The sequence below is a fragment of the Mesorhizobium sp. WSM4848 genome, from assembly GCF_055811375.1.
Genome location: NZ_JBVVPX010000023.1, coordinates 22,541 through 48,922, shown reverse-complemented (window position 1 = coordinate 48,922; position 26,382 = coordinate 22,541). Strand labels below are relative to the sequence as shown.

Here is a 26,382-nt window from a genome sequence, read left to right as displayed (position 1 = left end):
AAGTTGTGCCGGTTTCATTTTCGTTTGTGCAACAGCAACCGTCACACTTTTGCGGTTTTCCTCCGCTTGTGCTTGCTTGAGGGCGCCGGCATCCCACCTATAGGGGTGCTTGGCGGCAGGGGTTTAAAAGAAAGCAGTTATGTTAGCGCGACCGATCGAACCGACCAACACCGAGACGGGGTTGGCTCCCCCGGACGTAGGCCTGGCGCGAGTCGACGCCTTCGGCATCGCCCAGCGCCATTCGCGCCGTGTGCGTATCTTGAAGCTGGCAGTGCCGCTGGCCGCTGCCGCGATCGCGATCGCCGTCCCGGTCTATTCCTATCTCGCGGCGCCTGGCTCAATCCAGGTCCAGGCCGACGCCAGCGCGTTCGCCAATGGCAAGCTGGTGATGTCCAACCCCAAGCTCAACGGGTTCACCAAGCAGAAACTGCCCTATTCGATGACGGCCTTGCGCGCCATACAGGACGTGAGCCAGCAAGGCATCATCAACCTGGAGGGCATCGACGCCAAGCTGCCGATAGCAACCGACAATGTCGCGGCCATCAATGCCTCGCAGGGTAGCTTCAATCGCGATGGCAACACGATGAGCCTGACCAGCGATGTCACCATAACCACCACAGATGGAATGGCGGCAAAGTTCAAATCGGTCTTTCTCGACATGGGCAAAGGCACTATGAAGACGAACGATCCGGTCGACGTCAGCCGTGGCGGGTCGCGGATAACAGCGGATTCGATGTCTGTCCAGGACAACGGCAAGATCGTGGTTTTCGAGAACAGAGTGCGTGTCAACATCGATCCCGCCAGCTTGAAGGCGGCAGGGGCAATGAGCGGAGAATCCAATGCGGTTCAGTAGTTCGACACGGCTCGTGGCCGCTGCTTCGGCGTTGCCGGCTGTTGGGCCGGCCGCCCTGGGGCTGGCTTTGGGGCTGGCTTTGGCGGCGGCGCCGGCTCTGGCGCAGTCCAGGACCACGAGCCAGCTGTCGGGCCTCAAACTGTCCGGCGACAAGCCCATCCAGATCGAAAGCGACAAGCTTGAGGTTCGCCAGGCGGACAGCGTCGCCGTGTTCACCGGCAATGTAAGCGTCGTCCAGGGTCCGACCTTGCTCAAGGCCGGCAAGATGACGGTCTATTACGTCAAGGACGCCGACGCTGCCGCCAAGGGTGAGCAGGCCGCAGGTGCCGCGATGACCGGCTCGGCCGACATCGACCGTCTGGAGGTCGCCAACAAGGTCTATATCAAATCGGACGACCAGGTCGCCACGGGCGACAGCGGCACCTTCGACATGAAGACGGAAGTGCTGGTGCTTTCAGGCAGCAAGGTCGTGCTTTCGCAAGGCGACAATGTACTGGTCGGCTGCAAGCTGACCGTGCAGATGAAGAGCGGTCTGGCCCAGGTCGACCCCTGCGGCGGTGGACGCGTCATGATGTCGATCACGCCGCCGGCGAAGTCGGGAGCGGCGAACCCCTGATGGTCGACGTAGCATCGCTGTTGGCGCGTCTTCCAGGACGCGCCGCCAGCAAACTTGCGGCACCGGCCGCGATTAACCTCGATCAGGTAAAATTCAAGGGAACCCTGATCGCCAAAGGGCTGACCAAGAGCTACAAGGGCCGCAAAGTCGTAAGCGGCGTGACGATCGGCGTGCGCGCCGGTGAGGCGGTCGGACTGCTCGGCCCCAACGGCGCCGGCAAGACCACCTGCTTCTACATGGTCACCGGCCTGGTGCCGGTCGACGAAGGCACGATCGAAATCGACGGCTTCGATGTCACCTCTATGCCGATGTACCGCCGCGCCCGCCTTGGCATCGGCTACCTTCCTCAAGAAGCGTCGATCTTTCGCGGCTTGAGCGTCGAGCAAAACATCCGTGCCGTGCTCGAAGTGGTCGAAAAGAGCCGCAAGGAGCGCGAACGCAGTCTCGACGAACTGCTCGAGGAGTTTCACATCAGCCATCTGCGCAAGGCCCCGTCGCTATCGCTTTCCGGCGGCGAGCGGCGGCGCCTTGAAATCGCGCGCGCCCTGGCGACCCGCCCTGCATACATGCTGCTCGACGAGCCTTTCGCCGGAATCGATCCGATCGCCGTCGCCGACATCCAGCAACTGGTGCGCCATCTGACGGCGCGCGGCATCGGCGTGCTCATCACCGATCACAATGTCCGCGAGACGCTCGGCCTGATCGACCGCGCCTACATCATCCATGCCGGCCAGGTGCTGACCCATGGCCGGGCCGACGAAGTGGTCGCAAACCCGGATGTGCGGCGGCTTTATCTCGGTGAGGGGTTTACACTCTAAAGCGCATCGCGTTTGGCGCGACGCGCTTTAGGTTGTTTCTTGTGCATGTCGTTATCGCAAAACCGCTGCGCACTTTTGCGCGACACGCATTAAGCGTGAAAATTTCTGTCCAAACGCGGCTTTTGACGCGAGGCAAAGCTTTTCTTCGATTTCTCGTCTGAATACGCACGGACAGGCGAGTTTTGATCGGCGTCGCCTTGACAAGCAAAAGCCGGGCCAGTTTCTATGCCCAACTCCTTCCGGCAGTCCGGATGCGTAGACAGGGCGTTTGAAACCGAACCATGGCGTTGGCGGCAAAACTACAGCTACGACAGTCCCAGTCGCTGGTGATGACGCCGCAGCTGATGCAGTCGATACGGCTGCTGCAGTTCACCCACATCGAGCTGGAACGCTTCATCGACGACGAGATCGAGCGCAATCCTTTGCTCGAGCGCGCCGAGCCGCAGGACGATGCCGTCAGCGACCAGGCGCAGAAGATCGATGCAGCGCCGGAAACGGCCACCGCCGGCGACTGGTTCGAGAAGGACACGGCGTGGAGCGCCGAGGCGATCTCGGAAAAACTCGATACGTCGCTGGAAAACCTGTTTCCCGACGACCCCGGCACCAGCGAGCGGCTCGGTCCCGACCTGACGGCCCAGTGGAAATCGGCATCCGGCAACGGTTCCGCATCCTCTTCCGACGGTTTTGATGTCGGAGACATGGCGGCCGGAGCCATCACGCTGCGCGAGCATGTCGCCGAACAGGTTGCGCTTGCTTTCGCCGATCCGGCAGCACGCCTGATCGCCAGCGAACTGGCCGATGGCCTCGACGAGGCCGGCTATATGCGTGCCGACATGGCTGAGATCGCCGCCCGTCTCGGCACCGACAGAGCGGCGGTGGCAAATGCGCTCGCGGTCTGCCAGACATTCGAGCCCACCGGCATCTTTGCTCGCGACCTCGCCGAATGCCTGTCGCTGCAGCTTGCCGTCCGCGACCGTCTCGACCCTGCGATGAAGGCTTTGATTGCCAATCTCGAACTCCTGGCCCGGCGCGATTTCCAGACCCTGAAACGGATTTGTGGGGTCGATGAGGAGGATCTGCTCGACATGCTGGCCGAGATCCGTGCGCTCGATCCGCGCCCGGGGATGGCGTTTTCGGGCGGCGCCAGCGACGCGATTATCGCCGATGTCGAAGTGCGTGCGGCCAATGACGGGAGCTGGGTGATCGAACTCAACCCCGAAACGCTGCCGCGCGTGCTGGTCGACCATATCTATTTCGCCCGGGTTTCGCCGCATGCGAAAAATCAGACGGAAAAGGATTTCCTGGCGGAGTGCCTGCAAAACGCCAATTGGCTGACACGCAGCCTCGACCAGCGGGCGAAGACTATCCTCAAGGTTGCCTCAGAAATCGTGCGCCAGCAGGATGCCTTCCTCGTCCATGGCGTGCGTCACCTGAGGCCGCTCAACCTGCGCACGGTGGCCGACGCCATCGGTATGCACGAATCGACCGTCAGCCGGGTCACCGCCAACAAATACATGCTGACGCCGCGCGGCGTGTTCGAACTGCGCTATTTCTTCACCGCCTCGATCGCTTCGTCGGGTGGCGGTGACGCGCATTCGTCTGAAGCGGTGCGCGACCGCATCAAGCAGTTGATCGACGAGGAGAAACCTGCCGACGTGCTTTCCGACGACGCGATTGTGGATATGTTGCGCGAAAGCGGCGTCGATATCGCCAGGCGCACGGTCGCCAAGTATCGGGAGGGCATGAATATTCCCTCGTCGGTGCAGCGGCGGCGTGAAAAACGCGCTTTGGCCAGCGCCGGACGTTGATCTCCGACGGAATTTGCACAGCTTTCGCACTTCATTGACAAGCCGCAATGAAGTGGCTAGAAGCCCGCCCGCATGGGACGGGCTACTGCCCGCATGCGGATGGTCCGTCACGACGTTGGCCACGGGACGGTCAAGAAGGCGGCTTGTGATCAATCGGAAAAGTTCGGATTTAAAATCGGCGCAAGTGACGCCGCAAAGCTTGTGCGCTCAGACCACGGGTATAAACTCGGGACAGTTTGAAGCCTGAGCAAGGAAGGTCAGTATTCAGATGACACTGCGCATATCAGGAAAACACATGGATATCGGTGATGCGTTCCGTACGCGCATCAACGACCGTGTCGGAGAAGTGATCGGGAAATATTTCGATCGGGGCTTTTCTGGGCAAATTGTAGTCGTCAAATCGGGGTCGCGCTACACGGCCGATTGCATGATCCGGCTGGATTCCGGCGCATCGCTGCAGGCCACCGGTGAAGCGCAGGACCCGACGCTCGCTTTCGAGGCGGCGGCGGATCGCCTCGAGACCCGCCTTCGCCGCTACAAGCGTCGGCTGAAGTCGCATAGTTCAGGCAACGCCAATGGCGAACCCACCGACGTCGCCTATACGGTGATGGCGCCGCTTGCAGACGATGACGAGGAAATGCCGGAGAATTTCGCGCCAGCCATCGTCGCCGAATCAACCATGACGCTGCGGACCATGTCGGTGGCGTCAGCCGTGATCGAACTCGACACCAAGGACAGCCCGGTCCTCGTCTTCCGCAACGCCGGAAACGAGCATCTCAATATCGTCTATCGTCGGCCGGACGGAAACATCGGCTGGATCGACCCGTCTACGACCAAGGTCGCGCAGGGGTGACGGCCAGGGCCGCACTGGGCTGACGGCCAAGGCCGCACTGGGCTGACGGCCAAGGCCGCACTGGGATAAGGCACCAGCCGCACGCGAGAGTGAGGGCTGGCGACGGCAGGCGAACAAGGGATTTCAAGTATGGACCTGAGCGATCTTATCAACGTTCCGGCAATCTTGCCGGCGTTGAAGGCGAACTCCAAGAAGCAACTGCTGCAAATGCTGTCCGAAAGGGCGGCGGCGATTGCCGGCATTCCGGAACGGGAGGTGTTCGACACCATCCTGCAGCGTGAACGGCTGGGCTCGACCGGTGTCGGCAACGGCATTGCCATTCCGCATGGCAAGCTGGCCGGGGTGAAGCGGATCGCCGGGGTTTTCGCCCGGCTGGAGACGCCGGTCGATTTCGAGGCGCTGGACGACCAGCCGGTCGATCTGGTGTTCCTGCTTTTGGCGCCCGAAGGCGCCGGCGCCGACCATCTCAAGGCGCTGTCGCGCATCGCGCGGGTGCTGCGCGACGCCGACACGGTGGCCAAGATCAGGGGCACCCGCGACGCCGCCGCGATCCACGCGCTTTTATCGGATACGCAAGCCTCGCACGCGGCCTGAGCTTTTTCGATCAGTTCGGTTAAAGGGCCGCCGCGGGCGGCCCTGTCCGTTCTAACCAGATCGCTGCGCCGTATTGTTAGTGGATGGCGACTTGACTTAGTGGATGGCGACGGGGGTCAGGTCGTTTTCCAGAGCGCCGGCCAGCGCCCGCTCGCGAGCGTCCGAAAGCAGGATCGGCTGGCCGTTGGCGGCAAACAGGGCCCACAATTCCAGCCCGGGCGCGATTTCGCCGAGGCCCGGGAAACGGCCGCGCAGATCGTCGCTCGAAATTTTCCTGAGATAGGCGACCGAGCCTTCGCCGAGATGAGCGAATTCGCCGCTGGTCATGATAAGATTTTCGTCAGTTCTGGTCATTTAAGCCTCCTTGCCGCGAGGACGCCGTTCAAGGCCGCCTCGCATAAGAGCCATCGGTAAAGATCAGTCTTTCACCGATATGTTTATTTTCCGTACCAGCCGTTCGGACTCGGGCCGATCGAGATCGATAGACAAAAGACCATTCTTCAGCTCCGCCGCGATCACCCGCATGCCGTCGGCCAGCACGAAACAGCGCTGGAACTGGCGCGCGGCAATGCCGCGATGAAGAAATTCGCGCTCGGTGTCATCGTTCTGACGGCCGCGCACGACCAACTGGTTCTCCTCCGTGGTCACATCGAGATCGTTTTCGGCAAAACCGGCGACAGCGAGCGTGATACGCAGCCTTTCGCCCTTGCCGTCGGCACCGCTGAGGCGCTCGATGTTATAGGGAGGGTAGCTGTCACCCGACTTCGCCAGACGCTCCAGGGTCTTTTCCATGGCGTCGAAACCCAGGAGAAGCGGGCTGGAAAAAGGCGTCATTCGGCTCATGTTACACTGTCCTCTCAAGAGCGACATAAAGTGGAAAAACCCGTATGGCATTTTTCCCGATGGTCTTGATATGGTCCGCCCGGCGGTCGAGTTCAAGCCGTCAAAAGCCCCGCCCAAAAAGACTCCCTAACAAGGAATTGAAATGCCCCAATCCCGCAAGATCATCATCGACACGGATCCCGGCCAGGATGATGCCGTTGCCATATTGCTGGCGCTCGGAAGCGCCGAGCTGGAGATCGTCGGCATGACCGCCGTCGCCGGCAATGTGCCGCTGAGGCTCACCGAAAAGAATGCACGCAAGATCTGCGAACTGGCCGGCCGGCCTGACATCAAGGTCTATGCCGGCGCCATCCGGCCGCTGGCGCGCGAACTGGTAACCGCCGAGGAGGTGCATGGCGAGACCGGGCTCAACGGACCGCAATTGCCCGAACCGACAATGGAACTGCAGGACCAGTACGCGGTCGATTTTATCGTCGAGACGCTGATGAAAGAAGAGAGCCGCACGATCACCCTCTGCGCGCTCGGCCCGCTCACCAACATCGCGCTGGCGCTGATCCGCGAGCCGCGAATCGCGCCGCGCATTCAGGAAATCGTGCTGATGGGCGGCGGCTTCTTCGAAGGCGGCAACGTCACCCCGACCGCCGAATTCAACATCTATGTCGACCCGCATGCCGCCGATGTCGTATTCAAATCCGGCATTCCGATCGTCATGATGCCGCTCGACGTCACCCACAAGGCGCTGACCACCGCCAAGCGCACCCAAGCCTTCCGCAAGCTCGGCACCAGGGTCGGCACGGCCACGGCGGAGATGCTGGAATTCTTCGAACGATTCGACGAAGAGAAATACGGCACCGACGGCGGCCCACTGCACGACCCTTGCGTCATCGCCTATCTGTTGAAACCCGAGCTGTTCAGGGGCCGCAACTGCAACGTCGCTGTTGAAACCGCCTCGGAACTCACCATGGGCATGACCGTCATCGACTGGTGGGGCGTGACCAAACGGCCGAGCAACGCTATGGTCATGCGCGACATCGACCACGATGCGTTGTTCGCGCTGCTGCTGGAAAGGCTGGGCCGGCTTTAGGTTCTTCTTCTCCCAACGGGAGGAAGAAAAAGAGCGCCGCTCACTTCGCCTTTGAAAACGCCAGCCACAGGCCGCCGCCGACCAGAAAGCTGCCGCTTATCCGCGACAGCAGCTTGACGCGGCCGGCCGAGAGCAGGCGTCCGGCGCGGCCGGCGGCCAGCGCGAAGGTCGAATCCGACACGGCGGCGAAGATCAGTGCGGTGAGGCCCATGACGACGATCTGCAATGCATAGTTGCCCTCAGGGGCGATGAACTGCGGAAAGAAGGCGCCGAAAAACACCAGCGTCTTGGGATTGCTGATCGCCACCAGCAGGCCCTGTAGAAAAAAGCCGCCACGCGGTGTCTTTGCCGATCCGTCGGCGTTCAGCTTGCCCCTGGAGCGGAACATCTGCACGCCCATCCAGATCAGATAGGCGGCGCCGATCAGCCTGACCCATTCGAACCAATGGCCCATGCCCGCGATCAGCGAGGTCAATCCGATGCCGACAATGGCGATCATGATCGCCAGCCCGGCCTGTGTGCCGGCGACGTTGGCGAGGCCGGCGCGGGAGCCATGGCGGATGCTGTTGGCGATGATCAGCGTGACCGTTGGTCCAGGCACCAGGACAATTACGATACAGGCAACGACATAAGTAGCGTAGAGTTCCAGCGACATGGTTTTCCTCGACAATATCGGCTTTGCAACACGGCCAGCCGTGATCATGCATGACGGCAACGCAGGTGCAAGCCGGCAGCACATGTCGCTGGCAACCTTGACCTGGATTTTAGGCTCCAGCCAGCCACGGCAGCGTCGTCTCGTAGGCTGCCGCCGCTCTCAGCACGGTCATGTCGCCGCGCGGCCGCCCGATCAATTGCATGCCCATCGGCCTGCCTCTGCCATCGAAGCCGGCCGGCACGTTGACCACCGGGCAGCCGCCCAGCGTAGCGAGCGCTGAAACCTGCATCCAGCGGTGATAGCTGTCCATTGCACGCCCGACCACTTGCGTCGGCCAATGGGTGAGGACATCGAAGGGAAAAACCTGGGCGGTTGGCAGCGCAATCAGGTCGAAGCGGTCGAAAAGTGACAGCAACGTTCGATGCCAGGACGAGCGCCTCACCGTGGCGGCGTGGATCTGCGGCGCCGTGAGCTGCAGCGCATGTTCCACCTCCCACACGGCCTCCGGCTTCAGAAGAGCGCGTTTCAAGGGGTCGTCGTAATGCGCCTTGAGCGCACAACCGCTGCTCGCCTGGCGCAGCGTCACGAAGGCCTGCCACAGCGCTTCGAAATCGACATCCGGCACCAGCGCTTCGGTCTGAAAGGATGCCGCGGCGAAGCGGCCGAGAGCGGCCTCGCAGAGAGCAAGGATGCCGGGTTCGACCGGCAGATGACCACCGAGGTCGCCGAACCAGGCGATGCGGCCGCCGGCCGTCGGCGTTTGCAGTCCCTGCAGGAAGCAGTCCTGTTTGTGATGTGAGAGCGGCGCGCGAGGGTCGTAGCCAGCCTGCTCGTCGAGCAGCAGCGCCATGTCGCGCACGCTGCGGCCCATCGGCCCTTCGACGCCCATCTGCGCGTGGAAGACGTCAAGCTCGGGGCCGGCCGGGACAAGCCCCTGCGACGGACGGAAGCCATAGATGTTGTTGTAGGCGGCCGGGTTGCGCAGCGAGCCGCCAAAGTCGCTGCCGTCGGCGACAGGCACCATGTCGAGCGCCAGCGCGACCGCCGCGCCGCCGCTCGAACCGCCGGCGGTCAAGGCCGGGTCGAAAGCATTGAGCGTCGGGCCGAACACGGCGTTGTAGGTATTGGAGCCAAGGCCGAATTCGGGAACGTTGGTTTTTCCGATGATGATGGCGCCGGCCTTGCGGATGCGCTCGACGAAGAAATCGTCTTCCTGCGGCACGAAATCGGCGAAGATCGGCGAGCCGAAGCTGGTCCTGAGGCCCTTGGTCTGCGCGAGATCCTTGATGGCGATCGGCAGCCCGAACAGCGGTGCGGCATGTCCTGCATGCGCCAGATGGGCGTCCGCCCTGTCGGCCTCGCGCAGGATGTCGGCACGGTCGCGCAGCGAGACGATGGCATTGACCAGCGGGTTCACGGCGTCGATCCGGTCGAGGAATGCCGTCACCACCTCGCGCACGGACAGCCGCCGGCGCCGGATCGCATCGGCAAGATCCACGGCGGACAGGCGGCAGATATCGCCGGCAGGCGGCACGGCATGTTTTGTGGCCGGACGCATGGTTCTCACCTGGCTGGCTGGTTTTGGAGCGCCACGTCGACGTCCTTTGCCAGCGGGATCGCCGGCTGGGCGCCGGGCTTCAGGCAAGCGAGCGAGCCAGCGGCTGCAGCACGGGCGAGCGCCTGGTCGAGCGGCAGGCCGGATGACAGCCCGGCGGCGAAATAGCCGCAAAACGTGTCGCCGGCGCCGACGGTATCGACAGGGGTGATGTTCAGCGCCGGAACCATCAGAAGATCGGCTGGGGTGGCGGCCAGAACGCCGTCACCGCCGAGCGTGACGACGATTGTGCGGCCGGTCGTCCCGGCGTAATCGCGCATCCGCGCCGGGCGATCGAGGCCGCTCAGCGACAGCGCCTCGCCATAGAGGTCGAATTCGGTTTCGTTGGCGACGACATAATCGGCCTTGCCGAGGAAGGCGGCCGCCTCTGCGCGGAACGGTGCCGTGTTGAGCACGGTAACCGCGCCTGCCGCCCGTGCCGCGTCCAGTGCTGCATCGACAGTCTGCAGCGGGATCTCCTGCTGCAGGAGCACGACATCGCCCTTCTTCATGAAAGCCTTGGAGAGGTCGCCTGTGACGACCGAATCATTGGCGCCCGGCACCACGGCAATGACGTTCTCACCGTCGTCGGCGACCATGATCAATGCCGTGCCGGTCGAGGCGAAGGTTTCACCGACACCGGACAGGTCGATCTTGCCGTCGCGCAACAGTGCCAGCGCTTCGGCGGCGAAATTGTCCTTGCCGACCGCGCCGACCATGCGCACCTTGGCGCCGCCGCGCGCGGCGGCCAGCGCCTGGTTGGCGCCCTTGCCGCCGGGTGCGGTGGCGAAACCGGAGCCACGGACCGTCTCGCCGGGTGCGGGCAAGCGGTCGACATTGGCGATAAGGTCGAGGTTGATCGAGCCGACAACGATGATCAAGTGGTGCCTCCCTGCTGATGGCGGGAAGCTACTCCGTAAGGCCGCCGCTTGCCAGACCGCGCGAGCTAATCGCGTCAGGTTTGAACGCGCTTCTCAGCGCAACTCCGGGCGGTGCCGACATCGACAATTGGCGCGATGTCAGGATCCGACCTGTCCCGCTTCCCAGCCCAGGATGGCGCGCTTGCGGGTCAGGCCCCAATGGTAGCCGGTCAGCGCGCCGGACTTGCCGAGAGCCCGGTGGCACGGCACCACGAAGGACATCGGATTGGCGCCGACCGCGGCACCCACCGCCCGGCTAGCGCTCGGTGCGCCGATGCCGGCGGCGATCGAGGAATAGGTGCAGGCCTTGCCCATCGGGATGCGCAGCAGGGCTTCCCAGACGCGGACCTGGAAGTCGGTGCCGATCAAGACGACGCGCAGCGGCTGGTCGGCGCGCCACAGCGCCGGATCGAAGATGCGCGCCGCATAGGGCGCCGTCGCGGCCATGTCCTCGACATAGGTTGCGTTCGGCCAGCGGCCGGACATGTCGGCGAAGGCCGCGCGCTCGTCGCCGGCATCGCTGAAGGCGAGGCCGGCAAGGCCACGGTCTGTGACCATGATCAGGGCGATGCCGAAAGGCGAGATATGATAGCCGTAGCGGATCGTTAGCCCGGCGCCGCGCGTCTTGTAGTCGCCCGGCGACATCGCTTCGTGGGTGACGAAAAGGTCGTGCAACCGGCCGGGGCCTGACATGCCGACCTCGAAAGAAGCCTCGAGCAGCGGCATGCCGGAATCGAGCAGTTTGCGCGCGTGGTCGAGCGTGACCGCCTGCAAAAACGCCTTGGGCGACAGGCCGGCCCAGCGGGTGAAGAGCTTCTGCAACCCGGTCGGCGTCTCGCCGACTTCCGCGGCCAGTATTTCGAGCGACGGCTGGTCACGATAGTCAAGGCTGATCTTCTCGATCGCGCGCCGAACAACTTCGTAGTCACCGCCTTCGGGTGTGATGTCTTTCTTCAGAATAGCTGTCTGTGCGTTCATCGGACTATCTCCTTGAGCGTGAATATCGTCCTTCACGGCTCCGATCACCACCCGAAACTTGCCTACTCCCGGCCCAATACCCGGTTAGGATTTGCCTTCGAGGAAGAGCGATGATGGCTGGCGAAAAGTTCATCATCTCACCAAGAGAAGGAGACGCTGCTAATTGCCATTTTTGGCAAAGGCATCACTGGAGAGCCAGCCGCCTTTTGGACGAGGCGGCTCGTTTATGTTCAGCGCGCCTTCGCCGTCGCCAGGGCGCGCGAAAAGGCTGACGCAAAGCTCTCGCGGTCGTCGGGATTGAGGAAGCCGCCGATCGGCACATTCTGGCCCTGTGCTTCCACCGCCATCCTGGTGATGCCGATTTCGGCGTGGCGGGCGACCGAAAAACGCGCCCAGAACGGATTGAAGCGATGCGCTTCCGATTTGCCTGATGGCGAGGTCTTGCGGATGTCGAGGCTGGTGCGCGAGACCGACACTTCCTCCCGGGCGCGGGCGGCACGATAATTGGCGCGAAAGGCGATGTAGACGGCTATGACGTCGAGACCGAGGAAGCCGAACACCGGCCAGGCGCCGCGCGACAGGAAAAACGCTCCGGTGACCAACGAGCCGAACAGCAGAGCGCCCATCAGGATGGCAAAGCCGGTTTTGCCCAGCGACCGATGCGGTATCAGCAACGCCTGGAAGAATGGCTCGTCGGCCTGAAATGAGGCGTTTGTGTCGCTCATGCAGGGATATTATAGGAAGGGGATGACGAGCCCCAAGTCCAAAAATTCCTCTAAACCCAAAAATGAACTGATCCCGGGCCGCCGCGACGGTGCGAACGCCAAACCGCGTGCCCGGCCGGTGCGGTCCCATTCGCTCTACAGCCCGGCCGAAGTGCACGAGATTTTCCGTCGCTTTTCCGTTCAGCGGCCCGAGCCGAAGGGCGAGCTCGAACACGTTAACGCCTTCACGCTGCTGGTGGCGGTGGTGCTTTCGGCACAGGCGACCGATGTCGGCGTCAACAAGGCAACGCGGGCGCTGTTCAAGGTCGCCGACACGCCGCAAAAGATGCTGGCTCTCGGCGAAGCCAAGGTCGGCGACTATATCCGCACCGTTGGGCTCTGGCGCAACAAGGCCAAGAACGTCATCGCGCTGTCGGAGACGCTGATCCGCTGTTATGGCGGCGAAGTGCCGGACGACCGCGACCAACTGGTCAAGCTGCCGGGCGTCGGGCGCAAGACCGCCAATGTCGTGCTCAACATGGCCTTCGGCCAGCACACCATGGCGGTCGACACGCATATCTTTCGCATCGGCAACCGGTTGCGGCTAGCGCCCGGCAAGACGCCGGAACAGGTCGAGCAGGGGCTGTTGAGGATCATTCCGGACGAATATATGCGCCATGCGCATCACTGGCTGATCCTGCATGGCCGCTATGTCTGCAAGGCGCGCAAACCGGATTGCCCGATCTGTGTCATCGCCGACATCTGCAAGGCCGAGGAGAAGACGAATGATGTTGCGGCGCCGCTGGTCGAAATCGCGCCGCTCGAACCGTTGAGCGAGAGTCAGTAGCCGTAGCCGCGCGCCATCGCCGCGGCGAAGACCGGGATCAGCAGGAAGATGCAGGCTTCGGCGCGGACATAGGTTCGAACGGATGCAAGTTGTGGTGCCGGCACTTGAAAGCCGGGGCTGGCCGAGGCCTGCCTGCTCCAGGACGCAAAGCGGACCGTCGGGATGATCGACAGCAAGCCGACGGTGACGAAGGCCGCCATCTTTGCCCAGAACACCCAGTTGTAGACGTAGAATTCCCAACCCTTCAGGCCGTAGATGACGCGTCCGATGCCGACGACGATGATCAGCATGGCGATGATGCCGTAATGGCGATCGATGCCGACAAGCCGCCGAAGCGTCGCGGCGGGCAGATCGCCGCGGATCAGGACAAATTCGGCGCCGATGATGCCGGCCAGTGAAAACATCAGCAGATGATGAAAGATGGCAAGCAGAAGATCGGTGGTATCCATGTCCTTTCCCTCCGTCGACCGGCACAGCGGACGCTGAATCAGCTGCTGGTGAAAAGTAGCACCGCTGGGCAGGATTCACATTGGGCTGGAAGACGATCTACACAGGCTTTGGCTCTTGTCTGGTGCAGGCGATTGGATCTCTGTCGCATATCGCTGTCCCCCAAATCACCGAGCACTGGGCGACATGCACTAAGCACAGGCAAACGCAACCGAGGCATGACATATGATCAACCCGCAGACGCTCGTCGCTCCCGTCATCGAAACGCCGCGCACCGTGCTGCGGCCACACCAGCTCGATGATTTCGATGCCTATGTCGCCATGTGGGCCGATCCGGACGTCACCCGCTTCATCGGCGGCAAGCCGCGCACGCGCGAGGAAAGCTGGATGCGCTTCCTGCGTCATGCCGGCCTGTGGTCACTGCTGGGCTACGGCTTCTGGGCGATCGAGGACAAGGCATCCTGCCGCTTCATCGGCGAGGCCGGCTTCCACGATCTGAAGCGTGACATGGTGCCGTCGATCGAAGGCGTTCCGGAAGCCGGTTGGGCGCTGGTCCCGAGCGCACATCGCCAAGGGTTCGCCAGCGAAGTCGTCAGACGGGCTCTCGCCTGGAGCGACGAGGCATTCGGGCGTGCAAGGACTGTCTGCATCATCGATCCGGAAAACACCGCTTCGCTGAGCGTCGCGGCCAAATGCGGCTACAGCGAAGTGTTGCGGACCACCTATCACGACAATGCGACGATCCTGCTGGAACGGCAGCCCTAGGGGTTGCGGCCTGTCATCCTGTGATTCTGATCGGGCCGAGCCTTTCTAGGCCTGCCGCTTCAGCACCGGGCCTTCCGCTTCGGCCTTCAGGGCCGCCTGTTCGAGCATCGAGGCGTCTTCGCCGAAAGCGCGGGTGGCGCGCGCGGCCGCCTCGATCAGCGGATTTTTCATGCGCTGCAGAAAGGCCGCGTCGACGCGCGTGCTCGGGCCTGACAGCGTCAATGCACCGAGCAGGGTGTGCCCCGGCCCGAACACTGGTGCCGAAACGCCCGCCGTCTCGGGGTCGCGATCGCCGACCGACAAACAATGGTAGGTTTTGCGGATCGTCTCGTAAGGCTCGCCCTGCTGACCGGAAAACGCCGCAAGCACGCGGCCGCCCGTGCCGGCCAGCAGGGGCAGCACGTCGCCTTCCCGGATGGTGTAGCGGATAGGATGCTTGGCCTCGACGCGGTAAAGACAGGTGCGCACGTCGCCCGAACGGACATAGAAAGCGACGCTTTCCCAGCTTTGCTCGGCCAGATCGCGCATGATCGGCAGCAGGATGTCGATCGCCACCACCGAACGCTGGTATAGGGCGCCCAGCCGAAAGGTGGCAGGGCCGACACGGTAGCGGCCGTCGTCGAGACGCTCCAGCAATTGCCCGCGCAGCAACGAGTTCGCCAGCCTCAGGATCGTGCTCTTGTAGAGGCCGGTGCGCGCCGCGATTTCGGCCAGGCTGAGCGAGCGCTCGGCAGCAGCGAAAGCATCGAGGATGGCGATCGCGCGGTCGAGCGCGGCAACGCCGTTGGTCGACGCAGGCTTGGATTGTGTTACGGTTGTCCGCTTGACCACGTCGTTCCGTTCCCAGTTGGACAGAAGGGCCGATCGGAACAATTGTGCCGCATCCGGACAGTTCTGTCCAGCAGAATGCCATTCCGGTTGACAGAACGATGCAAAGACTGCATGAATTTTTGTCGAGCGGGTCTGAATTCAGGCTACGTTGCTGGCAGGCACCGGAGGAGGTGTCGTGATTGGAGGAATCCCATGCTGAACAGACGCAGATTTTTAACGAGCACCGCCGCTGCCGGCGTCGCCGGTTTCGCAGCGTTGCATCTCTCGCCCGCTTTCGCGCAGGACGCACCGCAGATCCAGATCTTCGTGCCGGCAGCGCCCGGCGGCGGCTGGGACCAGACGGCGCGCACGATGGACCAGGTGCTGCGCAGTGAGAAGCTGATCTCCGGCTCGCAGATCACCAATGTCGGCGGCGCCGGCGGCACGGTCGGCCTGCCGCAATTCATCAGCCAGTGGAACGGCAAGGGCAATTCGCTGATGGTTGCCGGCATGGTCATGGTAGGCGCCATCATCGCCAACAAATCGGCCAACAATCTCACTGAGGTCACGCCGATTGCCCGTCTCACCGGCGAATTCGAGGCGCTGGTGGTGCCGGCGGCCTCGCCGTTCCAGACAGCAGCGGATTTCGTCGCCGCCCTCAAGGCCGATCCGACCGAGGTTCCGGTGGCTGGCGGTTCGGCCGGCGGCTCGGACCACATATTGTTCGGCCTTATCGCCAAGACGGCCGGTGTCCCGGCAGCCAACCTCTCCTACGTGCCGTTCGCCGGCGGCGGCGAGGCACTGTCGGCGCTTCTCGGCAACCAGGTCGCGGCCGGCATCTCCGGCTATGGCGAATTTTCCGAACAGGTCAAGGCAGGCGCGCTTCGGCTGCTCGCCATTTCCGCGGACAAGCGCCAGGAAGGCATCGACGCCCCGACGCTGAAGGAAGCCGGCATCGATGTCGAACTGTTCAACTGGCGCGGCGTCTTCGCACCGCCGGGCGTTTCCGACGCCGACAAGGCGGCGATGGTCACGCTGGTCGAGACGATGGCCAAAAGCGATGCCTGGGCCACCGAATGCAAAAACCGCAACTGGACGCAGATCCTGCTCACCGGTGACGACTATGCGAAATTTCTCGCCGAAGACACGGCGCGCATCGCAGCCATCCTCAAGGACCTCGGCCTTGCCTGACGTCCTTGGAGAGGGGCGGTCTGCACTGCCCCTTTCCGATGTTCGCCGGCCGCATGGACATACGATCCGGCGCGAGTGAAACTGCGGTGAGGTCGGCTGTGGGAGACCGGCCTATCCAGGGAGGACGATCATGAGCACCACCGACCAGCAGGCGGCGCGGCCGCGCCTTGCCGTGCCCGAATTGCTGATCGGCATCGGGCTTCTCGCCTGCGCCGGCGCAGTGGCCTGGCAGACGCTGTCGATTCCGGTGTCGCCGCTCTACTCCAAGGTCGGCCCGACCGTCTTCCCCTACATCACCATGGTCGGCATGACGATCCTTTCCCTGCTGCTGATCGTCGCCGCCCTGCGGGGCGGCTGGCAGCCGGAGGAAGAAAAGGAAACGCCGACCGACTGGAAGGCGATGGGCATCGTCGCCGTCGGACTGGCTGCGAACCTTGTTCTGATCCAGCCGCTTGGCTTCACTGCAGCCTCGGTGATCATGTTCGTTCTCATCTGCCACGGATTCGGCAGCAGACATCCGCTGCGTGACGTGCTGCTCGGCCTGATCTTGGCGCTTGCCGCCTATTTCGGCTTCGCCAGGGCGCTCGGCGTCAACATCGGCGCCGGCTTCATCGAGAACCAGCTGAACACGGGTCTCGATTCGATTATCCGTATGTTGAGAGGCTGAAGCCATGGAAACGCTTGGCCATCTCGCGCACGGATTTTCGGTCGCTTTTACGCCGGTCAATCTCATGTGGTGCCTGCTCGGCACCACGTTGGGGACAGCGATCGGCGTGCTGCCCGGCCTCGGACCGGCGCTGACCATCGCCCTGCTTTTGCCGATCACCTACCAGGTGGCACCGGAAGCATCCTTCATCTTGTTTGCCGGCATCTATTACGGCGCCATGTATGGCGGTTCGACGACATCGATCCTGCTTAACACGCCGGGTGAAAGCGCGACCATCGTCACTGCGCTGGAAGGCAACAGGATGGCCCGTTCCGGTCGCGGCGGCGCCGCACTTGCCACTTCGGCGATCGGCTCGTTCGTCGCCGGCACACTCGGCACGCTTGGCGTCGCCTTCCTGGCCCCGGTCGTGGTCAAATTCGCGTTGTCTTTCGGCCCGGCCGAATATTTCTCGCTGATGGTGCTGGCCTTCATCACGGTTTCGGCGGTGCTCGGCTCGTCATCGGTGCGCGGCCTGACCAGCCTGTTCGTCGGCTTCGTCATCGGCATGATCGGCGTCGACCTGCAGACCGGGCAACCGCGCTTCACCTTCGGCATGAGCCAATTGCTCGATGGCGTCGACGTGATCATCGTCGCCGTCGGCCTCTTTGCGGTCGGTGAGACGTTCTACATGGCCTCGCGCCGCTATGCCGGCAAGGACGAGATCGTGCCGCTGAAGGGCTCGCTCTACATGACGGCGGCCGAATGGGCGCGCTCGTGGAAGGCTTGGCTGCGCGGCGCCCTGCTCGGCTTCCCGATCGGCGCCCTGCCGGCCGGCGGCGCCGAAATCCCGACCTTCCTGTCCTATGCAATCGAGAAGAAGCTCTCCAAGCACAAGGAGGAGTTCGGCACGGTCGGCGCCATCGAAGGCGTTGCCGGACCGGAAGCCGCCAACAACGCATCGGCCGCCGGCGTGCTGGTGCCGATGCTGACGCTTGGGCTGCCGACCTCGGCGACGGCCGCGATCATGCTGTCGGCCTTCCAGAGCTATGGCATCAATCCCGGGCCGATGCTGTTCATGACGCAGGCCAATCTGGTCTGGGGGCTGATCGCCAGCCTGTTCATCGCCAACATCATCCTCGTCATCCTCAACCTGCCGCTGATCGGGTTGTGGGTGCGGCTGCTGAAAATTCCGGCGCCGCAGCTCTATGCCGGCATCCTGGTGTTCGCCACGGTCGGCACCTACGGTATTTCTCAGTCGCCGACCGACCTCGTCATCCTCTATCTGCTCGGCGGGGCCGGATTCCTGATGCGGCGCTTCGATTTCCCGACGGCGCCGGTCATCATCGGCATGATCCTCTGGCCGCTCGCCGAAACCCAGTTCCGCCGCGCGATGACCATCTCGAACGGCGACTGGTCGGTGTTCTACAAACATCCGCTGTCGCTGACGCTGCTGACGCTGGCGTTCATCGGGCTGATTGGGCCACATATCTACGCTTTCATCGAACGCCGGCGCACGCGCGGACCGGAACACGTGCCGGGCGATGCCTGACCTGTTTGCAACATCATGACCGATCTGCTGTCCGGCATCCGCGTGCTCGACCTGACGAATGTTCTGGCTGGCCCCTACTGCGCCTATCAACTGGCGCTGCTCGGGGCCGATGTGATCAAGGTCGAGGCGCCGCAAGGCGGCGATCTGGCGCGCCAGCTCGGCGGCTCGCCGGAACTCAACAGCACCGGCATGGGCGCTTCGTTCCTGGCACAGAACGCCGGCAAACGATCGGTGGTGCTCGATCTCAAGAAAGAGGCCGATCGCCAACGCTTCCTCGATCTGGTCGCCTCCGCCGACGCGCTGGTCGAGAATTTCCGCCCCGGCGTGATGGATCGGCTGGGGCTCGGCTATGCCAGGTTGAAAGAGGTCCGCCCCAGTCTTGTTTATTGCGCGATTTCGGGCTTCGGCCAGACCGGGCCGATGCGCGACAATCCGGCCTACGACCAGATCATCCAGGGCCTTTCGGGCATCATGAGTATCACCGGCACACCGGAGACCGCGCCGTTGCGTGTCGGTTATCCCGTCGCCGACACGCTGGGTGGGCTGGTCGGGGCGTTCGCCATCACCGCAGCACTTGTGAAGCAGAAGACGACAGGCGAGGGCGCTTTCCTCGACGTGTCGATGCTCGAATGCACGCTCTCCGCGTTGGGCTGGCCGGTTTCCAACTATCTGACGGCAGGCGTCGAGCCGCAGCCGATGGGCAACGAGAACATGACGGCGGCACCTTCCGGCACGTTTCGCACCGGCGACGGCCTGCTCAACATCGCCGCCAACAAGCAGGAGCAGTTCGTCACGCTGTGCCGGCTGGTCGGGCTGCCGGAACTGGCGTCGGACCCGCGCTTTGCCGAGCGCGAGACGCGCAAGCGCAACCGCATCGCTTTGAAGGCGCTGATCGAGGACGCACTGGCCAGCGGATCGGCCGCAGCCTGGGAGGAGACACTCAATCGCGCAGGCGTGCCGGCGGGCAGGGTGCTGACCATCCCGCAAGTGCTGGCCGAGCAGCAAGTGATCGAGCGCGAGATGACCGCCCGCTTCGATGGCATGCCAAAGATGGACCGGCCGCTGACCGTCGTGCGCGGCGGGTTCATGGTCGATGGCGCAGCACCGTTGCCGACCAGGCCGCCACCAACGCTGGGCGAGCATATGGACGAGGTGTTTGCCAGCCTGCCACCGCGCGTCAAGACAAGAGCGCAGGCATGAGCGGCGCGAGAAAATGAGCAACGTTGGGAAAAACACCGGCCGCGAACGCGGCGAGGAGTGGTGGCAGACCGATATAATCGAAATGCGCCCCGGTGTGATCCGGCTGCGCGGCTATGAGATACAGGACCTGATCGGCCACGTCAGTTTTCCGTCGATGATCTGGCTGATGCTGCGCGGCGAACTGCCTGGTGAGGAGCAGGCGGCGCTGCTCGGCGTCGCGCTCAGTGCCGCCGTCGATCACGGGCCGCAGGCGCCGTCGATCGCCATTGCCCGCATGGCGGCCACCTGCGGCGTCGGCATCAACAGCGCCATGGCCTCAGCCATCAATGTGCTAGGCGACGTGCACGGTGGCGCCGGCGAGCAGGCGCTTGCCTTCTATGGTGACATCGCCGCGGCAGTGGACGAAGGCGTGACGCTCGGCGATGCGGTCGTGGCGCGGCTCGATCGTTTCTTCGCCGAGGAAAAATCCTATGTGCCGGGGCTCGGCCATCGCTTCCACCCGGTCGATCCGCGGGCGCCGCGCCTCATCGAACTGACCCGCGATTTTGCCGCGCGCGGCATCGTCAGGGGACGTTTCGCCGACATCGCCGAGGCTGTCGAGGCCGAAGTCGAGCGGCGCAAGGGCAAGAAGATCCCGCTCAACATCGACGGCGCCACCGCCGTCATCTATGGCGAACTCGGCTTTCCGCCGCCGCTGACACGTGGCCTTTTCGTGTTGTCGCGCTCGGTCGGCATCTTGGCGCATGCGTGGGAACAGTCGCAACAGAGCGACCGCAACAAAGGACCACTGCCGCGCGAATGGTTGTGGGCCTATACGGGCACGCCGGTGCGGCCTTTTCCTCAGGGAGAAGACGACGCCAAATGAGGCCTTGGTTCAAGTTCGCCAGCGGGCGATGGCTGGGGAATTTTCAGGTTCTTCAGCAGTGTTGAAAGATCGGGCTCGTCGATGAGCACGGCTGCGTCTTCCTGCGCCAGCCATGCCCGCTGCCGCCTTTTGGCCTCCTGCCAGTTGGCCAGTTCCTCCGTCACCGCCAGCAGGTAGACGGTGACGTCGACGCGGACGAAGCGGTTCGTCAGCCGCTTCCAGTAGGAATAGGTGCCGGCCGGCTGCTTCAGCGTCTTGCCGAGGACGCCGGCTTCCTCCCGCGCTTCGATGGTGGCTGCCTTGCGCCCGCTCTTTGCCTTCATCGGCCAGCCCTTGGGCACGATAAAGCGCCTTGTCGATATCGAGGTGACCAGCATCACCTCGGCGTCGCCGCGCTCGCCCAGCCGAAAGGGAATCGCCGCGACCTGGCGGATCCGCTCGCCCTTCCTCGCCTTGCGCACGACCTTCTTCTTGGTGGCTGCCATTGCCGACGATCCAATCAGGGCAGTGCCCAAGCGCAAAGGCACGTTGCGAAATCAAAACCGCCCTTGATGCTACTTTAAGTAGAGCGGCGTTCAAGCATATCGGCTAAATAAATGAGAAAGCTCATCATCGGCAGGTCCTGATGAAGCGGCTGCCCGAGCGCTGCAACTGGCAGGTAGGCGCCATCTGCGGCACATCTGGCCGTTGCGGCACGACCACGCGATCCTGGGCACGGAACTGCTGTTGCTGCTGCTGATATTGCTGCCGCCGCAGCCTGTTCTCCAGCATCTGCAATTCGCCTTGCAGGACCACCGTATTGCGATTGGCGGGAGTGACGTTCTGCGCGGAGACAGCCGCGCTCGACAGCATCGCTGTTGCCAGGGTTGCCGACATCAAGATCGTCGAAAGGCGAAGCGGCGACATCCATCCATTCCCTTACGAAACAGAACCTTGGGCCCGCACGAAACAGAACCTTACGATTATATAGGGCGTTTGTCTGATGATGCCATGCATTAAAATCTCACGCCGGAGCGGAATTGGCGGACTAGCCAGTCAGGGCGCAAAGCCCGTCGACCGATGTGTGCTGGCAAAAGGGCACCAATACGAGGCCGACGACAAGAAGCTGGAGGGCATCCTGCAGTTCCATGCCTTTTCAGGCCTGAATTGGATAATTTGAACCGCAACATCGCACAGTCGAAAAGCGCGGCATGGGCGGCGCTGCGTTCGCCGCAGCCGTTGGCCACGGCACGGCGATAGCCCAGCCGCGCGACTATTCGCGGAATGCGCGGCTGATCTGGTCGGTCAATGGCTTCATCAGAAACGAGATGACGGTACGATCGGTCGTGCGCATGAACGCCTCCACCGGCATGCCCGGCTTGAGGCTTTCCGGATCCAGCGAGCCAAGCTTGCCTTCGTCAAGCCTGATCCGCACGCTGTAGTAGGATAGTCCGTTTTGCTCGTCTTCGACGAGGTCGGGAGAAACTGTTGCTACATGTCCTTCGATTTCCGGCGTGACCTGCTGGCTGAACGCCGACAGCCGCAGATGGACAAGCTGGCCGGGCTGCACCTGATCGATGTCTTGAGGCGCGATGCGTGCGTCCACAGTCAATTCGTCAGCGGTCGGGACAATCATCATAATTGGCTCGCCGGCGATGACGACGCCGCCAACCGTATGGATCGCAAGCTGATGCACCCGCCCGTTCTGGGGTGAACGAATATCGGTTTGCCTAAGCAATTCCTCGGCGGCGATCTTTCGTTCTTCCAATTCTGCGGTGCGAGCCTCCGTTTCGCGTAATTCTTTCGCGACCTCGCTGCGCCAATCCTGCTCGATCTGGATGATGGCCATTTCCGTTTCGCTGATTCTGCCGTTCGCTTCGGCTATCGCAGCGACGAGCTGGCCGCGCCCTCCCTCGATCTGTGCCTCGCCCCGCTCCAGGTCCAGCAGTCGCGACCGCTGAACGAGCTTTTTCTCCCACAGGCTCCTGACGCCCTTGATCTCGTCGCGGACCAACGCAATCTCGTGCTCCTTGGCCGCTCTTTGTGCCTCAAGGCCCGCTATCTCCTCCTTGAGCTGGCTCATCCGTTGCCTGCGTTGCTCGATTTGGGCGCGATAAGCTCCCCGGCGCAAAGCGAAAAGTTTCTGCTCCCCGCCGATCACACGCGCCACATGGCCAACAGAGGAGCGGCTGGTGAGATCCTCGGAAAAGGCTATCGCCTCGGAACCCTCACGCTCCGCTGTGAGGCGTGCCTCCCGCGCCGAGAGTTCGTCCAGGGTATTGGTTATGACGGCGAGATTGGCGCGTGTTAGCGTGTCGTCGAGACGAAGCAAAATATCGCCTGCTTTGACTTCATCGCCGTTGCGCACGTTGATCGCACCGACAACGCCGCCGCTTGGATGCTGAACCGCCTTGACGTTGGATTCCACTGCGATATGGCCGGTAGCGATTACGGCGCCTGACAATTCCGTCGTTGCAGCCCATGCACCAAGGCCGCCGACAAGCAGCGCCACGGTTGCGGCGCCAAGCAGCATATACCGGCGAAGGGATAAGTCGTTCTGCGTCGGCTGCGATCGCGCTTCGATTTGGAGGCTGGCCCGAACGAACGGCAGCCCGCCGATTTTGTCCTTGACGCCCGCCAGGTGGCTCACTCCGGCACGAATACGCGGCACCATCTGCCTCACGCCGTTACGTGCGCCAGACAACGATCGATCATGAAACAACGTCATCCTGATGCCTTTTCCTCAGGGGCAACTGCTCGAAGCGTTCCCACTTGGGCACTCAGCGTGGCGCCCCGGACGACCAGATCCCTCGCCCCAAATGCGTGCTGACGGCCGGAGTCGAGAACAAGTAAAAGGTCCACTGCCGCCAAGGCACTTGGACGATGGGCGATTACCACAACCACGCCGTGCCGCTGTTTGACTGCAAGGATCGCCTGAGTCAAAGCCTGCTCGCCTCCAGCGTCCAGATTTGAGTTCGGTTCATCCAAAACGACGAGGAAAGGATCACCATAAAGCGCGCGGGCCAGTCCGATGCGCTGCCGCTGTCCTGCTGAGAGCGATGCGCCGCCTTCGCCGATCTCGGTCTGATATCCGCTGGGCAAGCGCAGGATCATTTCGTGCATGCCCGCGGTCTTGGCGGCCGCGATAATGGTTGCCGGATCCGGAGAGGGATCAAAGCGGGCAATGTTTTGAGCAATGGTGCCTGCGAAAAGTTCGACATCCTGCGGCAGATAGCCGATATGTCGCCCCAGTGCCTCAGCCGGCCACTGTTCGATGGCGGCGCCGTCCAGGCGGATTTTGCCGCGCGCTGCCGGCCAGACGCCGACCAGCGCCCGCGCCAGCGACGATTTACCCGATGCACTCGGACCGATGACGCCGAGCGCGGAGCCGGCGCTCAGCGAAAACGCAATGTCCTGTACGACAAAACGGCGTTCGCCTGGCGGAACGACGCCGATCCCTTCAACCGAGAGTTCGGTCCGCGGCGGCGGCAGCAGCAAGCGATCCTCTGTGGCAGGGAACTGTGTGAAAAGTTCGCTCAGCCGGTGCCAGCCTTGTCTAGCGGCAAGAAAGTTCTTCCAGTGCGCAATTTCGAGTTCGACTGGCGCCAGCGCTCGCGCAGTGAGAATAGAACTTGCGATGATGATGATGCCAGGCGTGGCCTCCTGGCGGATCACCAAATACGCGCCGATCGCGAGAACGACTGACTGCAGCAGCATCCTAAGGCCGCGGGAGAGCGCGCCGAATGAACCCGTGACATCGCTGGCGCGCATCTGCGCCTGCCTGTATTTGCCGTTTGCTTCCGCCCAGCGCGAGGCCAGGGTCGATCTCATGCCCATCGCTTCGAGCACTTCGGCGTTACGGATGCTTGCCAGTGCGATATTGCTGCGCGCTCCGGCATATCCAGACATTTCGGTTGCCGGACGGCGGACCGTTTTCTCCGTGAGCACGGTCAATGCCAAAAGCAGGATCGCCCCAATCAGCGCAGCCAGGCCGAGCCAAGGATGGAAGGCAAAGCAGAGCCCGAGATAAAGCGGCATCCACGGCAGGTCGAAAAGAGTGGCGGGACCACCGCTGGCCAGGAAGCCGCCGATTTGATCGAGATCGCGCACCGGTTGCATGCCCTCGCCCGAACGGCCTCTGGCCAAGGGCAATTGCGACATCACGCGGTAGGTCCGTTCACTCAGGCGCTCGTCGAGTCCGCTGCCGATACGCGCCAGCACCCGGCCGCGGATCGCGTCGAGTGCACTTTGAAAAGCATAAAGAATCGATATCAGCAGGATCAGAGCCACCAGCGTCGGCACGCTACGGGCAGGACCCTGTCGTAGACTGCAGCATGAACACCGAGCCGGACAACATCAGCACGTTGATAAGGCCGCTGAAACCCGCCACCGCCAAAAAGGCGCGCCGGAAATGCGCCAGGCAGGCAGCCAATTCGGACTTCGCCCTCGGTGGGCGGAGCCTCTCTGAAGCGGATTGTGACATTGATGTCCCCTCGAACAGCCGTGTACGTCAGCAGGCGATGCGGACCCATAACTGCAAGCCCGCATCGTCCGGCATCGGCTACGCGGCCTGATCGGCGATCATGCTGTTGTTATGCGCAGACAGTTGCTCGATGAGCTTCGCAGCCAGCGCGTCGGCATCGCCCGCTTGCGTGTGTGCGTACTCTGCCCAATCAAATGCGGGTCTCGGATCGCCCGCAGTTGCCAACGCGGTCGATGCATCGTCGCGGACCTGCTCGATAGCGTCGTCGAGTTGGCCCCGAGCGTTCCCGAGTTGTGGAAACACGATGCTATCGCCCTCAAGCGCCACCTGTGCACCACTCTCCTCAGCCGTGCCAGGCGTTGCTTCAGCCTCCTCATGTTCGGCCAAGGTCTGGTCAGACCGGAAGTTTGCGCCCTGTTTGCCGAAGAAGGTTGCAAGCCACTGGGAGCCAGAATCCGGCTGCCCAGAATCCGGCGGCGTTGTCGGGGCCGGCTCAGCTTGCGCCGTTGGCGTCGGGTCCTGCTGCGGCGCCGGATCGGAAACGGCCGCCGGTTCATCCTGAACGGCAGCGACGGCTCCCTGCTTCGGGTCGACGAGATCGAGTTTGACGTTCTTGCTCCCGACAGAGACGGTGCGCGTCGAAGCTTCGATGCCCGCCCCCGAGAAGGTTACGGTGTAGGTGCCCGGCTTGAGGGCGAGGTCGTAGCCGCCAGCGGCCATGGTCTTCGTCGTAAACGTCGTGCCCGTCGAGCTCTTCGCTGTGATGGTGAGACCGGATAGACCTTCACCGGGATCGTAGAACCTGTCCCCGTCCTTGTCGTCGATCGCCACACCGGTCAGGAACAGGTCTGATCCGGTCTTGGCGAAATTCTCCGCCACGAAACCGCTGGAGCGCCCCCGGTAATCGCCAACCTCGAATCCAAGACCTACCTCGCGGAAGTTCCCGTTGAGGATGTTGGCACGATGACCCGAGGAGTTCATCAGGTTGTTGTGCAGAAGCAGTATCTCGTCATTATAGCCTGTCGGTGACCTGGTCGTAGCCCATGCGATGTTCTCCCCTGTCGCCCAGGAGCCCGCGAGGGTGTAGCCAGCCGCCTTCATACGCTGGGTGGGCGTGGACCCTCCCGACCCCGTGTGAGAAAAGGTGTCGGTTGCAAGCATCCATCTGCTGTCCCCTCAGCCGCCTCGCTGAGATCATTGCCAAAGGCCAGCGGCTGCACGCCGGCCTTAGCCCTCTCCGCGTTGATAAGTTCAAGTAGATATTGTTCATGTGCGCTATG

At 62.9% G+C, this 26,382-nt stretch carries 28 protein-coding genes and 1 pseudogene; 15 read left to right on the top strand and 14 right to left on the bottom strand.

The features are described 5' to 3' along the window. Positions 1-139 precede the first annotated feature (139 nt). From lptC to ptsN, 6 genes are all read left to right on the top strand, one after another. Entirely contained in the window at positions 140-853 is a 714-nt protein-coding gene (lptC, locus tag AC0L16_RS20660) for an LPS export ABC transporter periplasmic protein LptC (RefSeq protein WP_473622906.1), read from the top strand. After that, positions 840-1,469, top strand: coding sequence for an LptA/OstA family protein (locus tag AC0L16_RS20655; protein ID WP_473622905.1), 630 nt, complete (start codon positions 840-842; stop codon positions 1,467-1,469). The genes lptC and AC0L16_RS20655 overlap by 14 nt, the downstream gene beginning before the upstream one ends. Next, entirely contained in the window at positions 1,469-2,287 is an 819-nt protein-coding gene (gene lptB / locus AC0L16_RS20650; protein WP_473622903.1) for an LPS export ABC transporter ATP-binding protein, read from the top strand. Before AC0L16_RS20655 ends, lptB begins: the two co-directional genes overlap by 1 nt. Before the next feature lie 281 nt (positions 2,288-2,568). Further along, positions 2,569-4,095: an RNA polymerase factor sigma-54 gene (gene rpoN / locus AC0L16_RS20645; protein WP_473622902.1), complete on the top strand. Its 1,527-nt coding sequence runs from the start codon at positions 2,569-2,571 to the stop codon at positions 4,093-4,095. A 268-nt stretch (positions 4,096-4,363) separates the two neighbouring features. Next, positions 4,364-4,948 (top strand): ribosome hibernation-promoting factor, HPF/YfiA family, encoded by a 585-nt coding sequence (hpf, locus tag AC0L16_RS20640; RefSeq protein WP_473517543.1) that lies wholly within the window; start codon positions 4,364-4,366, stop codon positions 4,946-4,948. A gap of 129 nt (positions 4,949-5,077) precedes the next feature. Beyond that, complete coding sequence (gene ptsN, locus AC0L16_RS20635) at positions 5,078-5,542, top strand: PTS IIA-like nitrogen regulatory protein PtsN (protein WP_023797448.1); 465 nt, start codon at positions 5,078-5,080, stop codon at positions 5,540-5,542. A gap of 96 nt (positions 5,543-5,638) precedes the next feature. Here ptsN and AC0L16_RS20630 read toward each other — a convergent pair whose 3' ends face one another. Both AC0L16_RS20630 and AC0L16_RS20625 read right to left on the bottom strand, forming a co-directional pair. Next, positions 5,639-5,896, bottom strand: a complete 258-nt coding sequence (locus tag AC0L16_RS20630; RefSeq protein WP_023797449.1) for a BQ00720 family protein — start codon at positions 5,894-5,896, stop codon at positions 5,639-5,641. A gap of 63 nt (positions 5,897-5,959) precedes the next feature. After that, positions 5,960-6,385 carry an Hsp20 family protein gene (locus tag AC0L16_RS20625; RefSeq protein ID WP_473622901.1) on the bottom strand — a complete coding sequence of 142 codons (426 nt, stop codon included), beginning with the start codon at positions 6,383-6,385 and terminating at the stop codon, positions 5,960-5,962. Positions 6,386-6,527: 142 nt separating this feature from the next. On the opposite strand from AC0L16_RS20625, the gene AC0L16_RS20620 reads away from it, so the two are divergent. Further along, positions 6,528-7,469, top strand: a complete 942-nt coding sequence (locus tag AC0L16_RS20620; RefSeq protein WP_473622900.1) for a nucleoside hydrolase — start codon at positions 6,528-6,530, stop codon at positions 7,467-7,469. A gap of 40 nt (positions 7,470-7,509) precedes the next feature. Here the strand turns inward: AC0L16_RS20620 and AC0L16_RS20615 are convergent, their stop codons facing one another. The 5 genes from AC0L16_RS20615 to AC0L16_RS20595 all read right to left on the bottom strand — a co-directional run bounded on the left by AC0L16_RS20615 (position 7,510) and on the right by AC0L16_RS20595 (position 12,341). Further along, positions 7,510-8,124 (bottom strand): LysE family translocator, encoded by a 615-nt coding sequence (locus AC0L16_RS20615; RefSeq protein ID WP_473622898.1) that lies wholly within the window; start codon positions 8,122-8,124, stop codon positions 7,510-7,512. A gap of 109 nt (positions 8,125-8,233) precedes the next feature. After that, positions 8,234-9,682, bottom strand: coding sequence for an amidase (locus AC0L16_RS20610; RefSeq protein ID WP_473622897.1), 1,449 nt, complete (start codon positions 9,680-9,682; stop codon positions 8,234-8,236). Positions 9,683-9,687: 5 nt separating this feature from the next. Next, entirely contained in the window at positions 9,688-10,599 is a 912-nt protein-coding gene (locus AC0L16_RS20605) for a ribokinase (RefSeq protein ID WP_473622896.1), read from the bottom strand. 138 nt (positions 10,600-10,737) lie between these two features. Beyond that, complete coding sequence (locus tag AC0L16_RS20600; RefSeq protein ID WP_473622895.1) at positions 10,738-11,616, bottom strand: methylated-DNA--[protein]-cysteine S-methyltransferase; 879 nt, start codon at positions 11,614-11,616, stop codon at positions 10,738-10,740. Positions 11,617-11,846: 230 nt separating this feature from the next. Continuing rightward, complete coding sequence (locus AC0L16_RS20595) at positions 11,847-12,341, bottom strand: DUF2244 domain-containing protein (RefSeq protein ID WP_473622893.1); 495 nt, start codon at positions 12,339-12,341, stop codon at positions 11,847-11,849. A gap of 22 nt (positions 12,342-12,363) precedes the next feature. Between AC0L16_RS20595 and nth the strand changes: the two genes are divergently transcribed. After that, a complete protein-coding gene (gene nth, locus AC0L16_RS20590) occupies positions 12,364-13,167 on the top strand; it encodes an endonuclease III (protein WP_473622892.1) in 804 nt (267 codons plus the stop codon). On the opposite strand, the gene AC0L16_RS20585 is transcribed toward nth, so the two are convergent. Continuing rightward, entirely contained in the window at positions 13,161-13,616 is a 456-nt protein-coding gene (locus AC0L16_RS20585) for a DUF2214 family protein (protein ID WP_473622891.1), read from the bottom strand. The genes nth and AC0L16_RS20585 overlap by 7 nt on opposite strands. Before the next feature lie 223 nt (positions 13,617-13,839). On the opposite strand from AC0L16_RS20585, the gene AC0L16_RS20580 reads away from it, so the two are divergent. Next, entirely contained in the window at positions 13,840-14,379 is a 540-nt protein-coding gene (locus AC0L16_RS20580; RefSeq protein ID WP_473622889.1) for a GNAT family N-acetyltransferase, read from the top strand. 45 nt (positions 14,380-14,424) lie between these two features. Here the strand turns inward: AC0L16_RS20580 and AC0L16_RS20575 are convergent, their stop codons facing one another. Then, positions 14,425-15,210, bottom strand: a complete 786-nt coding sequence (locus AC0L16_RS20575; RefSeq protein ID WP_473622966.1) for an IclR family transcriptional regulator — start codon at positions 15,208-15,210, stop codon at positions 14,425-14,427. Positions 15,211-15,402: 192 nt separating this feature from the next. Between AC0L16_RS20575 and AC0L16_RS20570 the strand changes: the two genes are divergently transcribed. The 5 genes from AC0L16_RS20570 (at position 15,403) to AC0L16_RS20550 (ending at position 20,640) form a co-directional block, all read left to right on the top strand. Next, the gene (locus AC0L16_RS20570; protein ID WP_473622888.1) at positions 15,403-16,380 is read left to right on the top strand and encodes a Bug family tripartite tricarboxylate transporter substrate binding protein; all 978 of its coding nucleotides are present in this window, start codon (positions 15,403-15,405) and stop codon (positions 16,378-16,380) included. Positions 16,381-16,510: 130 nt separating this feature from the next. Further along, positions 16,511-17,047 (top strand): tripartite tricarboxylate transporter TctB family protein, encoded by a 537-nt coding sequence (locus AC0L16_RS20565; RefSeq protein WP_473622887.1) that lies wholly within the window; start codon positions 16,511-16,513, stop codon positions 17,045-17,047. A 4-nt stretch (positions 17,048-17,051) separates the two neighbouring features. Further along, on the top strand, positions 17,052-18,575 hold the full coding sequence (locus tag AC0L16_RS20560; RefSeq protein ID WP_473622885.1) for a tripartite tricarboxylate transporter permease: 1,524 nt from the start codon (positions 17,052-17,054) through the stop codon (positions 18,573-18,575). A 15-nt stretch (positions 18,576-18,590) separates the two neighbouring features. Continuing rightward, positions 18,591-19,775, top strand: coding sequence for a CaiB/BaiF CoA transferase family protein (locus AC0L16_RS20555; RefSeq protein WP_473622884.1), 1,185 nt, complete (start codon positions 18,591-18,593; stop codon positions 19,773-19,775). A 13-nt stretch (positions 19,776-19,788) separates the two neighbouring features. Continuing rightward, positions 19,789-20,640, top strand: a complete 852-nt coding sequence (locus AC0L16_RS20550; protein ID WP_473622883.1) for a citryl-CoA lyase — start codon at positions 19,789-19,791, stop codon at positions 20,638-20,640. Here the strand turns inward: AC0L16_RS20550 and AC0L16_RS20545 are convergent. From AC0L16_RS20545 to AC0L16_RS20530, 4 genes and pseudogenes are all read right to left on the bottom strand, one after another. After that, positions 20,616-21,125, bottom strand: coding sequence for an NUDIX hydrolase (locus AC0L16_RS20545; protein ID WP_473622881.1), 510 nt, complete (start codon positions 21,123-21,125; stop codon positions 20,616-20,618). The genes AC0L16_RS20550 and AC0L16_RS20545 overlap by 25 nt on opposite strands. Before the next feature lie 124 nt (positions 21,126-21,249). After that, the gene (locus AC0L16_RS20540; RefSeq protein ID WP_473622880.1) at positions 21,250-21,516 is read right to left on the bottom strand and encodes a hypothetical protein; all 267 of its coding nucleotides are present in this window, start codon (positions 21,514-21,516) and stop codon (positions 21,250-21,252) included. Positions 21,517-21,892: 376 nt separating this feature from the next. Then, positions 21,893-23,347 carry an HlyD family type I secretion periplasmic adaptor subunit gene (locus tag AC0L16_RS20535; RefSeq protein ID WP_473622879.1) on the bottom strand — a complete coding sequence of 485 codons (1,455 nt, stop codon included), beginning with the start codon at positions 23,345-23,347 and terminating at the stop codon, positions 21,893-21,895. Next, positions 23,344-25,051: pseudogene (locus AC0L16_RS20530) on the bottom strand (type I secretion system permease/ATPase). The gene AC0L16_RS20535 and the pseudogene AC0L16_RS20530 overlap by 4 nt, the downstream one beginning before the upstream one ends. Between AC0L16_RS20530 and AC0L16_RS20525 the strand changes: the two are divergent. After that, positions 24,954-25,193, top strand: a complete 240-nt coding sequence (locus tag AC0L16_RS20525; protein ID WP_473622970.1) for a hypothetical protein — start codon at positions 24,954-24,956, stop codon at positions 25,191-25,193. The pseudogene AC0L16_RS20530 and the gene AC0L16_RS20525 sit on opposite strands and share 98 nt — an antisense overlap. On the opposite strand, the gene AC0L16_RS20520 is transcribed toward AC0L16_RS20525, so the two are convergent. Then, complete coding sequence (locus AC0L16_RS20520) at positions 25,181-26,263, bottom strand: carboxypeptidase regulatory-like domain-containing protein (RefSeq protein ID WP_473622878.1); 1,083 nt, start codon at positions 26,261-26,263, stop codon at positions 25,181-25,183. The two genes, AC0L16_RS20525 and AC0L16_RS20520, sit on opposite strands and share 13 nt — an antisense overlap. Positions 26,264-26,382 lie beyond the last annotated feature (119 nt).